At 71.7% G+C, this 10,587-nt stretch carries 10 protein-coding genes and 1 pseudogene; 3 read left to right on the forward strand and 8 right to left on the reverse strand.

Annotation, left to right across the window (positions count from 1 at the left end):
* The 4 genes and pseudogenes from C665_RS15640 to fliF form a co-directional block, all read right to left on the reverse strand.
* Positions 1 to 399: pseudogene (locus C665_RS15640) on the reverse strand (flagellum-specific ATP synthase FliI); the annotation flags it as partial.
* Positions 396 to 1,274 (reverse strand): flagellar assembly protein FliH, encoded by an 879-nt coding sequence (locus C665_RS15645; RefSeq protein WP_004321891.1) that lies wholly within the window; start codon positions 1,272 to 1,274, stop codon positions 396 to 398. The pseudogene C665_RS15640 and the gene C665_RS15645, both read right to left, overlap by 4 nt.
* A 114-nt stretch (positions 1,275 to 1,388) precedes the next feature.
* Positions 1,389 to 2,390 (reverse strand): flagellar motor switch protein FliG, encoded by a 1,002-nt coding sequence (fliG, locus tag C665_RS15650; RefSeq protein ID WP_004321893.1) that lies wholly within the window; start codon positions 2,388 to 2,390, stop codon positions 1,389 to 1,391.
* Positions 2,387 to 4,102: a flagellar basal-body MS-ring/collar protein FliF gene (gene fliF / locus C665_RS15655; RefSeq protein ID WP_004321894.1), complete on the reverse strand. Its 1,716-nt coding sequence runs from the start codon at positions 4,100 to 4,102 to the stop codon at positions 2,387 to 2,389. Before fliF ends, fliG begins: the two co-directional genes overlap by 4 nt.
* Before the next feature lie 203 nt (positions 4,103 to 4,305).
* Here fliF and C665_RS15660 point away from each other — a divergent pair, with 203 nt between their 5' ends.
* The 3 genes from C665_RS15660 (at position 4,306) to fliE (ending at position 7,526) form a co-directional block, all read left to right on the forward strand.
* Complete coding sequence (locus C665_RS15660) at positions 4,306 to 5,466, forward strand: sensor histidine kinase (protein ID WP_004321896.1); 1,161 nt, start codon at positions 4,306 to 4,308, stop codon at positions 5,464 to 5,466.
* A complete protein-coding gene (locus tag C665_RS15665; RefSeq protein WP_004321897.1) occupies positions 5,463 to 6,884 on the forward strand; it encodes a sigma-54-dependent transcriptional regulator in 1,422 nt (473 codons plus the stop codon). The genes C665_RS15660 and C665_RS15665 overlap by 4 nt, the downstream gene beginning before the upstream one ends.
* Before the next feature lie 318 nt (positions 6,885 to 7,202).
* The gene (gene fliE, locus C665_RS15670) at positions 7,203 to 7,526 is read left to right on the forward strand and encodes a flagellar hook-basal body complex protein FliE (protein WP_004321899.1); all 324 of its coding nucleotides are present in this window, start codon (positions 7,203 to 7,205) and stop codon (positions 7,524 to 7,526) included.
* 178 nt (positions 7,527 to 7,704) lie between these two features.
* Here fliE and C665_RS15675 read toward each other — a convergent pair whose 3' ends face one another.
* The 4 genes from C665_RS15675 to fliK form a co-directional block, all read right to left on the reverse strand.
* The gene (locus tag C665_RS15675; RefSeq protein ID WP_004321902.1) at positions 7,705 to 8,496 is read right to left on the reverse strand and encodes a flagellar brake protein; all 792 of its coding nucleotides are present in this window, start codon (positions 8,494 to 8,496) and stop codon (positions 7,705 to 7,707) included.
* A gap of 53 nt (positions 8,497 to 8,549) precedes the next feature.
* On the reverse strand, positions 8,550 to 9,329 hold the full coding sequence (locus tag C665_RS15680; protein WP_004321903.1) for a flagellar brake protein: 780 nt from the start codon (positions 9,327 to 9,329) through the stop codon (positions 8,550 to 8,552).
* A gap of 277 nt (positions 9,330 to 9,606) precedes the next feature.
* Positions 9,607 to 9,951 (reverse strand): EscU/YscU/HrcU family type III secretion system export apparatus switch protein, encoded by a 345-nt coding sequence (locus C665_RS15685; protein WP_004321904.1) that lies wholly within the window; start codon positions 9,949 to 9,951, stop codon positions 9,607 to 9,609.
* 62 nt (positions 9,952 to 10,013) lie between these two features.
* The coding region (gene fliK / locus C665_RS15690) for a flagellar hook-length control protein FliK (RefSeq protein WP_004321907.1) at positions 10,014 to 10,587 on the reverse strand (574 nt) is incomplete at its 5' end.

A 10,587-nucleotide genomic window follows, 5' to 3' on the forward strand; every position in this document is an offset into this window, starting at 1 on the left:
GCCGTCGACCACGCGGCCGAGCAGGGCGTCGCCCACCGGCAGGTGCTTGGCGCGGTCGGCGGCGCGCCGGCGCGGGCCGATGCGCTTGCCCGGGACCAGGCGCGGCACACCGACTTCCATCGGCAGCACGCGCGCGCCGGGCGCCAGGCCGAAGACGTCGTCGGTGGGCATCATGTAGAGCTTGTCGCCGTTGAAGCCGACCACCTCGGCCTCGACCGCGCCGCCGCCGGGCACCAGGATGCGGCAGCCCGACCCGAGCGGCAGCTTGATGCCGGCCGCTTCCATGACCAGGCCGTTGATGCGGGTGAGGCGGCCGGAGACCTCGAGCGGGTTGCAGCCCTCGACCAGGCGGCGGCCGTCGCCGAGGAAGTCGCGCCACAGCGCCTGGTGACGGTTCATGCCGGCGGCTCCGGCGCGGGCGGGGCGGTGTCGGCAACCGGGCCGGTCGCGTCGCCCGCCTCCGCTTCCTCCGCAACGTGCCAGCGCGCGCGCTCGTGGCCGATGGATTCGAGCACCCGCCGCCAGCGCGTCTCCAGCGTCGCATCCACCTGCGCGCCCTGGCCGTCGATGCGGCACTCGCCGCGTTCGAGGCGGGCGTCCTCCTGCAGGCGGTGGCCGGCGTGGGCGAGCTGTTCGCCAAGGTGCTCGCGCACCAGGGCGAGGTCGTCGGGGTGGAGCTGGATGTGGGCGTGGCCCTGAGGCAGCTGGAGCAGCGCGCTGCGCACCGTCTCGAGGATGGCCTCGGGGTGCTCGGCAAGGGTGAGCTTCACCATCCGCCGCGCCATCTCGATCGCCAGCGCCATCAGCTGCTCGGCGATCTCGCCGTCGAGCTCGCGCAAGGCCTCGTCCAGGCTGTCGGCGAGCCCGGCCAGGCGCGCAGCCTCGGCCTCGGCCCGTGCACGACCCTCGGTGTAGCCTTCGGCACGCCCGGCTTCCAGCCCCTCGGCGTGGCCGGCCGCGCGGCCTTCCTCGAAGCCGGCGCGGCGCATGTCGTCGTGCATGCGCTCGATCTCCTCCGCGGTGGGCAGGTGGAAATCGGGCGGCAGCGCGGCGACGGAGTCGGCTGCGGGCGGGGACGGGGCGGGCTCCGGCGCGGGGGGGGCAATGGGCGGCGAGGCTGTGGAGGGCGCGGGCGCCGCTTGCACGAGGCCTGCGAGATCCGCGGGCGCGAAGGCTTCCGGCGGCGGTGCCGAGCCCTTGCCGGCGGGGGCATCGAAGTCCTCCGGTTCCCAGCGCCGGTAGGCGCCGACCGCCTGGTGGCGCGAGATGCTCACGGCACGATCCTCCTGTCTCCACGCGGGTTCCACCCTGGGCCGCGCCACGCGCTTCCTCCCGCGCGGCCGCACGGGTGCGCCGCGGGCGAACTCCGCATGCGGGCGGCGCGGGGATCACACGAAGCCATCGTCCCCGCCCTTGCCGCCGAGCATGACCTGGCCTTCCTCGGCCAGGCGGCGCACCGTCTTGAGGATCTCCTTCTGCTCGGCCTCGACCTCGGACAGTCGCACCGGGCCGCGCGCCTCGAGGTCCTCGCGCAGCATCTCGGCGGCGCGCGAGGACATGTTCTTGAAGATCTTCTCGCGCAGCTCGGGCGGGGCGCCCTTGAGCGCGATGATCAGCGAGTCGGACTGCACCTCGCGCAGGATGGACTGGATGCCGCGGTCGTCGATGTCGAGCAGGTTCTCGAACACGAACATCTCGTCGAGGATCTTCTGCGCCAGCTCCGGGTCGTATTCGCGCACGTTGTCGATGACCGCGGTCTCGGCGCCCGAGCCGACGAAGTTGAGGATCTCGGCGGCGTGGCGTACCCCGCCCATGGCCGCCTTCTTCACCGTGGTCGCGCCCGAGAGCATGCGCGTGAGGGCGTCGTTGAGCTCCTTCAGCGCGGTCGGCTGCACGCCGTCGAGCGTGGCGATGCGCAGCACCACGTCGTTGCGCAGGCGGTCGTCGAAATGCTTGAGGATCTCGCCGGCCTGGTCGTACTCGAGGTGCACCAGGATGGTGGCGATGATCTGCGGGTGCTCGCCCTTGATCAGGTCGGCGGCGGTGGCCGCGTCCATCCACTTCAGGCTCTCGATGCCGGCGGTCTCCGAGCCGCTCATCATGCGCGACAGCAGCTGGTTGGCGCGGTCGTCGCCGAGCGCCTTGGTGAGCATCTCGCGCAGCTGGTCGTCGTCGGACTGGATCATCGAGCCCTTGCCGAAGTGCTCGTTCACCTCGATCAGCACCGGCTCCACGGTCTCGCGCGACTGCGGCGTCATCGAGGCCATCTTCATGGTCAGCTTCTGCACCTCGCGCGGGCCGAGCTGGCGCAGCACCCCGGCGGCGGCGTCGGGGCCGAGGGTCATCAGCAGCAGCGCTGCCTTCTCCAGGCCTTCCTCGGGCGTCGTCACTTGCGCGCCTCCTCGTTCATGCCCATCCAGTCCTTGATCAGGTTGGCGACCATCTTGGGATCGTTGCGCGCCGCGGCGCGGGCACGCTCGAGGCGCTGCTCGAAGGTCTCCGTCTCTTCACCCTCGCCGGTCTCGCCGGACAGGGTGACGCGCACGCCTTCCTCGCCCTCTTCGCCTTCCCCGCCTTCCTCGCCCGCGGCGGCGCCCTTCTTCTCTTCCTTCGGCTTGGGCGGCACCACGGTGCGCAGCAGCGGGCGGATCACGCCAAAGTAGGCGAACAGGATCGCGATCAGAACCAGCAGCCAGTTCAGGCCTTCCTTGCCGAGCGCGACGATCTCCGGATCCTTCCACGGCGGCGGTGCGGCTCCGCTGCCGTCGTCGGCGAAGGCGCCGCTGGCGACGTTGATGGTGTCGCCGCGGTCGGCGTTGTAGCCCACCGCCTCGCGCACCAGGTTGGTGATGCGCGCGATCTCCTCGTCGGGCAGCGGCACGTTGGTGGGCGTGCCGTCGGGCCCGGGGAGGGTGCGATTATTCACCACCACCGCGACCGACAGGCGCTTGATCTGCCCGACCGCCTGCTTGACGTGCTGGATGTTGCGGTCGAGCTCGTAGTTGAGCACCGCGCTGCGGTTGCCGCTCGCCAGGCCCTGCGCGCCGCCGCCGCCGGCCACCTGCGGGTTGGTGATCGGCGCGGTGGCCGGCACCGGGGGCTGGTTGGTGAGCGCGCCGGGCACGCCCTGCGCGCCCGGCTGCGGGTTGAAGGCCTCGCTGGTCTGCTGGCTGCGGATCGCCTGGTCGGGTGTGGGGTTGGGCTTGTAGGTCTCGGCGGTCTGCTCGACCTGGTTGAAGTCCACGTCGGCCGCCACCTGGGCGCCGTAGTTGCCCTTGCCCACCAGGGGCGCGAGGATCTTGTCGATGCGCTCGATGAAGCCCTGCTCGAGCAGGCGGACGTATTCGAGCTGGGTGGCGTCGAGCCCGGCGCGCAGCAGCGGGTCGGCCTGCTCGGTGAGCAGCTTGCCGTTCTGGTCCACGATCTTCACGCCCTCGGCGTGCATGCGTGGCACGCTCGACGACACCAGGTGCACGATGCCGGCGACCTGGTCGGGCGAGAGGATGCGGCCGCCGCGCAGGTTCACCATCACCGAGGCGGTGGGGCGCTGGTCGTCGCGCAGGAAGGCGGTCTGCTTGGGCATCGCCAGGTGCACCCGGGCGCTGGCCACCGCGTCGATCGCCTGCACGGTGCGGGTCAGCTCGCCTTCGAGCGCGCGCTGGTAGTTCACCTGCTCGTTGAACTGCGAGATGCCGAGCTTCTGGCCGTCCATCAGCTCGAAGCCGGCGAGGCTGCCCTTGGGCAGGCCGTCGGCCGCCAGACGCAGCCGCGTCTCATGCACCTGCGCCTGCGGCACCAGGATGGCGTGGCCGGTGGGCGACATCCTGTAGGGGATGTTGCGCTGCTGCAGCTCGGCGATGATCTGTCCGCCGTCGCGCTCGTCGAGGTTGGAGAACAGCACCGCGTACTCCGGGGCGCGGTTCCACAGCAGGGAGCCGGCCACGAGCGCGATCGCCAGCGCGATGGCGACCGCGCCGGCGATCTTCTGGCGCGTGCTGAGCGCGGCGAGGTTCTGCAGCGCCTGCTGCATCCGCGTCGTCGCCTGCGCATCGGCGGGGGCGGCGCCCGGAGGCAGGTCGGCGGTGTTTTCTGCTGCGGCCATGATGGCGGTCCTGTTGCATACGCTTTGGCGGATGGCGGCATTGTGCGTCCGCGCGTGCAAGCCTCGTGGCGTGAAAAGCGGCATTTTTTGCCGCCTGTTTGCCGGCTACCATGGCGGCCTGTGCATTTAGAGTGCATCCCGTGAAAACGGATTCGGACCTTCCCATGCGGGCCGCAGTCGTCGCCTCCGATCAAGCAGGGAGCATGCCCGCCGCGGCGCCGGTGCTCGACGCCGCCCAGCTCGCCGAGGCCTTCGCGCTCTTCAGCCGCGCCTCCGAGGAGCTCTCCACCGCCTACGCCGCGCTGCAGGCCCAGGTCGGCCAGCTCAGCGAACGCCTGTCGGTGCTGATGGGGGCGCTGCCCGCCGGGGTGCTGGTGGTCGATCGTGCCGGCACCGTGGTGCAGGCCAACCGCGCTGCCGAGAGCTTGTTCGGAGGCGGGCTTGCCGGGGTGGCGTGGGCGGAGCTCGCCGCCCGCCTCGAAGATAGCGGCACCCCGGGCGAATTCGTGCTGCGCCGCGACCCCGCCGCGGTCGATGGCGACCCGCGCCGCTTGGCCCTGTCCGAGTCCGAGCTCGACTCCGGTGCCGAGCGCATCCTGCTCGTTCACGACGTCACCGACACCCATCGCATGCGCCTGACCGCCGAGCGCAACGAGCGCCTTGCGGCGATGGGCGAGATGGTCGCCGGGCTCGCCCACCAGTTGCGCACGCCGCTCGCCGCCGCGCTGCTATACACCGGCAACCTGCGCCAGCCCGAGCTCGACCCGGCGCAGCGCGCCATGGTGGCCGACCGCGCGCTCGAACGCCTGCGCTACCTCGAGCGCCTCATCCGCGACATGCTGCTGTTCGCGCGCGGCGACAGCGCCGGACGTCAGCGCTTCGCGGTGTGCGAGCTGCTCGCCGAGCTCGCGCACACGCTGGAACCGGTGGCGCGCGCGCGCCAGGTGGCGTTCGCGGCCGACTGCGCCTGCGGCGCGGCCGAACTGGTCGGCGACCGCAAGGCGCTCGGCGGCGCGCTCACCAACCTGCTGGAGAATGGCATCCAGGCCTGCGAGGCGGGCGGCACGCTGCGCTGCGAGGCCGTGCTGGTCGGCGCCGCCGACGCCGGCGTGGGCGCGCCCGCGGTGCGCTTCACGGTGCGCGACAGCGGCCGCGGCATCGCCCCCGAGCTGCAGGAGCGCCTCTTCGAGCCCTTCTTCACCACCCGCGCCGAAGGCACCGGGCTGGGCCTGGCGATCGCCCGCGGCGTCGCGCGCGCCCATGGCGGCGACATCACCCTGCGCTCCGCGCCCGGGCAGGGCGCGGAATTCACCCTCGTCGTGCCGCTGGCGGCGGCGCCCATTGGCGCACAAGAGAACCCATGATCGAGACCCTCAACATCCTCGTCGTCGAGGACGACGCCGCGCTGCGCGACGCGGTCTGTTTCACGCTGGAGATGGCGCACCACCGCGTCGTCGGCGTCGATGGCGGCGCGGCGGCGCTCGCGGCGATCGAGCGCGAGCACTTCAACCTGGTCGTCACCGACCTGCGCATGCAGCCCATGGACGGCCTGCAGGTGCTGCACGAGGTGCGCGCGCGCCGGCCGCAGACGCCGGTGCTGCTGATGACCGCCTATGGCGACGTCGACAAGGCGGTGGCGGCGATGCGCGGCGGCGCCTGCGACTTCCTGATGAAGCCCTTCGAGCCCGAGGTGCTGCTCGAGAGCGTGCGCCGCTACGCCGCGGTGCAGCCCGCGGGCGAGGACACCATCGCCGAGGACCCCCACACCCGCGGCCTGCTCGCGCTCGCTGCGCGCGTGGCCGAGTCGGATGCGACGGTGATGCTCTCGGGCGAGTCCGGCACCGGCAAGGAGGTCTTCGCGCGTTACATCCACCAGCATTCGCCGCGCGCCAAGGGCCCCTTCATCGCGATCAACTGTGCGGCCATCCCCGAGAACCTGCTCGAGGCCACGCTCTTCGGCTACGAGAAGGGCGCCTTCACCGGTGCGCAGGCGGCGCAGCCGGGCAAGTTCGAGCAGGCCCAGGGCGGCACCATCCTGCTCGACGAGATCTCCGAGATGCCGCTCGGCCTGCAGGCCAAGCTGCTGCGCGTGCTGCAGGAGCGCGAGGTCGAGCGCGTCGGCGGCAAGAAGCCGGTGGCCCTCGACATCCGCGTGCTCGCCACCAGCAACCGCGACATGCTCGGCGAGGTCGCCGCCGGGCACTTCCGCGAGGATCTGTATTACCGCCTCAACGTGTTCCCGATCGCCATCCCCGCGCTGCGCGAGCGCCCGGGCGACATCGTGCCGCTGGCGCGCCACTTCCTCGCCCGCCACGCCGCCCGCCAGCAGCGCCAGGTGCGCTTCTCGCCCGCCGCCGAGGCGCTGCTGCCGCAGTACGCCTGGCCGGGCAACGTGCGCGAGCTGGAAAACATCATGCACCGCGTGCTGATCCTGACCCAGGGCGACGAGGTGAGCGCCGAGACGATCCGCCTGTGCTTGCCACAATGGAAGCCGGAGCCGGCAAATTCTGCCGGCGGGGCGGCAGGGCTTGCCGCTTCTCCCGGGATGCAGGGGGGTGTCGCGGCCGTGCAGTCGGGTAGCGGGCAGGCCGCCGGGGCCGGCACGGCCGGTCCGGCTCCCGAGCGCCCGACCAACATGAAAGACCTCGAGCGCGAGCACATCCTCGCCACGCTGCGCGAGTTCGGCGGCTCGCGCAAGAAGACCGTGGAAAAGCTCGGCATCTCCGAGCGCACCCTGCGCTACAAGCTGCAGCAATACCGCGAGGAGGGCCACGACGTGTGAGACCGGGCGCCCTGTGGGAGCGACGCGAGTCGCGATCCCGGCCCCGCAGCCCTTTCCGGCCGCCCATCGGCCACCGGATTGCACGATCGCCCGCTCGCGACTTGCGTCGCTCCTACGGCAAGTCAACCCTCTTCCGAAGGCGCCTGTGGGAGCGACGCAAGTCGCGATCGGGCGCATGGAATCAGTGCCGACGCCGTCGTCGCGACTTGCGTCGCTCCTACGAAAACCGCAACGACCGCGCGTCCCCGGCGGCTCTGGCACGCGATTTGCTCTGCTACACTGACGTCACCGACCACCCTGAAGCCGGGGGATTACGCTATGGACACCCGTGGAATCGACCAGATGCTGAGCGAACTGCGCTCGGTGTCGCAGGCCGCGCAAGGCAAGGCCGCACCCGCCGCGGACGCGCCCGCGGGAGGCGTCAACTTCGCCGACGTGCTCAACACCGCCTTGAAAGACGTCAGCGCCGCCCAGGGCGAGGCGCGCGCGATGGCGCAAAACTTCTCCGCCGGCGACCCCAACGTCAATCTGCAGGACGTCATGGTCAACCTGCAAAAGGCCAGCATGTCCTTCCAGCAGATGGTCCAGGTCCGCAACCGCTTGGTCACGGCGTATCAGGACATCATGAACATGCCGGTCTGACCGGCTTCGCCGCGGTTCTCCCGTAGGAGCGACGCAAGTCGCGACCGGGGCGTTGTCGCGCATTTCGAGCGCCGGAATCGCGACTTGCGTCGCTCCTACGAAGACCCCCGGCGTCTCGGGTGGGATGCAGGTGACGCAAGTCGCGACCGGGGCGCTGCGGAAAGGCTTGGCATCAAGCCTACAGGCCTCCGCGTGCCTTGGCGTTGAGCGCGCGTTCCGTCTTGAAGATGTAGCGCTGGATGCGGGTGTCCGCAGCGCGCGGCAGGGCGGCGAAGCGCAGGCCCACCCGCAGTTGTTCGGTGCCGTTGCGCTGCGTCTGGCGGTTGAGGTTTCTCACCTCGAGGTCGAGTTCGATCGGCTCGCCGTCCGGCAGCGCGAGGCGGCAGGCCGGCAGTGTGCCGCCGATGACGAATTCCGCCGCCCCCGTGGGCACCACCACCGCCACCCCTCCGGCACCGATGTCGATCACGCGTGCGCTCACCTCCACCGGCTTGCGGGCGAGGTCCTCCGCTTTCAACAGGCAGCTCAGCTCGTGCGCGAGCGGTACCTGCAGGCGGTAGAACTCGCGCCGCTGCAGGCGCAGCATCTCGGCGGGCAGGGGTGCGAAGAGGGCGGGGCGGCCCTTGTCCTGGCCTTCGCCGAGGCCGACGAGCGGGAACTGGATGCGGATGCCGTCGAGCTGGGTCACGCAGGTCAGGCGCGGCGCGGCGAGCGCACGGCGGTTGGCCTGGGGGTCGGGGCTGGGGTCGAGCACCACGCGCCCGCGCTCTTCGTCCACCTTCAGCACCGCGGTCATGAAGGAGTGGCCGCCGCCGGTGTGGGCGGTGATCAAGCCGCGGTGGGTGATGAGATCCTGCAGCAGCTGCAGGATCTGGCGCGCGCCGCGCAGGGTGAATTTCTCGAGCTCGTCGCCGCGTCCGCCGTCGAGCGGTGCCGGGCTGGCGGGGCTTGGGGTGCTGAGTTCGGCCATGCGGGGCTATCGTGTCTTGGGCAGGGTCGGGAGGCGGGTGGGGTGCCGCGGGTTCACAAGCGGCCGCGCTCGCGCGCGTTGCGGGTGCGCTCGGCGCGCAGGATGTAGCGCTGGATCGCGTCCTCGGCGCCGCGCGGCAGGTCGGCGAACTCGCAGCCGGCACGCAGCACCTCGGCGCCGCCGCGCCGGGTGATGCGGAAGAGGTTGCGCACCACCAGGCGCGCGGAAATCGGTGCGGTGTCGGGCAGGCGCAGCAGGCTGTCGGGGAACTCGGTTCCGGGCTCGAAGTGCACGCCCACCGGCGGCACCGCGATCGCCACGCCGCCGCCGCTGATGTCGAGGATGCGCAGCTCGGCCTCGCGCCGGCTGCCGTCGACACGGGGGAGGGCCAGCGTGCAGCTCACCCCCTCCGAGATCGGCGTCTGCAGGCGGTAGAACTCGCGTCGCTGCAGGCGCAGCAGGGCTTCCGGCAGCGGCGCGCGGAAGCCCGGGCTGCCGCCGTCCTCGACGAGGCGCTGGCCGCGCAGCAGGAACTGGATACGCACCTTGTCGAGCTGGGTCACGCAGTCGAGCGCGTCGGCGCGCTCCATGCGCTGGTTCTGCAGCGGGTCGGCGCTGCCGTCGAGCAGCAGGCTGGTGCCGTCTTCCGCGACCGCGACAAGGGTGGACAGCACGGATTCGTTGCCCGGCGCCAGCCGTGCGCTCACGAGCGCCCGCGCACCGAGCAGGTTGCGCACGATCGCGAGGATCTCGCGCGCGTCGCGCAGCACGTACTTCGCCTCGTCGTCGGCGTGGATGAGTTCGATGCGGGTGTCTTCTTGGTCGATCGTCATGCCTTGGGGCTCGTCGCTTGAGGCAGCGCACGGCTGCTGCACAAACTCGTTTTCTTATATCACGAGACACGCCCCGGGGGCGTGGTAGCGCGCCCCGCGAGGCCGCGGCGTCCGGGAGGCCCCGCAGGTGCGATGCAAGTCGCGATCATCGGGGCGTGGAAGTCGAACGGCGCCTGTCCTTGCCGGCAGAATCGCGACTGGCGTCGCTCCTACGGCAGGCCCGCGGTGCCTGGGGTGGGATGTAGGAGCGACGCAAGTCGCGATCGGCGCGGCAGTCTCATGGTTCGGCAGAGGACGGGCGCGGGCGGAGCGACTCCGGCAGATCGCGGGCGACCGGCGCGGCACCGGCTTCGGCGCCTTGTTCGAGGCGGTAGAGCCAGGCGAGCAGCTCGGCGACCGCGACGTAGAGCTGGGGCGGGATGCGGGCGTCGAGGTCGACCTGCATCAGCAGCGCGACCAGCTCCGGCGACTCATGCACGAACACCCCGGCCTCGCGCGCGCGCTCGAGGATCTCGCGCGCCACCACGCCCTTGCCCTTTGCGACCACGCGCGGCGCGGCCTCGCCGGCGGTGTAGGCGAGGGCGACGGCCTCGTTGCGCAGCGGTGGGCGGGTGTCAGGCATGGGCGGCGGCTCGGTGCCCGCTGGTACAGGCGGCGGTCTGGTTGCGTCGCAGGATGTACTTGTCAGGCATCGCTTGCCACCTCCCTATTCGGCGCCACTGCGCGCGGCTCGATCACCAGCCCGGTGAGCTTGAGGTTGGCGGCTTCGAGGGCCGAGGCGAGCGCGGCGGCGCCGCCGTCCAGGGTCTGCAGGGTGGCGCGGTCGTCGGCGACCAGGCGCAGAGCGACACCGGCGGGGGTGAGGTGGAGCCGGGCTTCGACGCCGCCGAGCCGTGGCAGGGTGAGGCGCAGCGTCGTGTTCCAGGTGTTCTCGGGCTCGTCGCCGGCGTGCTCGCCCTCATGCTGCGGGTCCTCGATCCACCACTCGAAGTTCTGCCCCGGCCATGCCTGGCCCTGCCAGACATATTGCTGGGTGGCGAGCGCGTCGAGCTGCTGGTGCACCACCGGCATCAGGCGCTCGGGAATGGCGCCGGGGCGGGGGGCTGCGGTCTCGTCGAGGGCGGCACGTGCGGTGGTGGAGGCGCTGCGGTTGGCCTCGGTGTCGGCGGCGCTGCGGCTTGCGGTGGCTTCCGTCGCGCGCGAGGCCGTTTCGGCCGTGGTCCCGCCGGCCTGGCCTGCGGTCGCGGTGGCCGGGCCC

It is taken from the genome of Thauera aminoaromatica S2, assembly GCF_000310185.1.
Taxonomy (GTDB): domain Bacteria; phylum Pseudomonadota; class Gammaproteobacteria; order Burkholderiales; family Rhodocyclaceae; genus Thauera; species Thauera aminoaromatica.

Coding starts and splice junctions, on each gene's coding strand:
- fliF (WP_004321894.1), bottom strand. CDS start 4,102: ATGGCCGCAGCAGAAAACACCGCCGACCTGCCTCCGGGCGCCGCCCCC.
- C665_RS15660 (WP_004321896.1), top strand. CDS start 4,306: ATGCCCGCCGCGGCGCCGGTGCTCGACGCCGCCCAGCTCGCCGAGGCC.
- C665_RS15665 (WP_004321897.1), top strand. CDS start 5,463: ATGATCGAGACCCTCAACATCCTCGTCGTCGAGGACGACGCCGCGCTG.
- fliE (WP_004321899.1), top strand. CDS start 7,203: ATGGACACCCGTGGAATCGACCAGATGCTGAGCGAACTGCGCTCGGTG.
- C665_RS15675 (WP_004321902.1), bottom strand. CDS start 8,496: ATGGCCGAACTCAGCACCCCAAGCCCCGCCAGCCCGGCACCGCTCGAC.
- C665_RS15680 (WP_004321903.1), bottom strand. CDS start 9,329: ATGACGATCGACCAAGAAGACACCCGCATCGAACTCATCCACGCCGAC.
- C665_RS15685 (WP_004321904.1), bottom strand. CDS start 9,951: ATGCCTGACACCCGCCCACCGCTGCGCAACGAGGCCGTCGCCCTCGCC.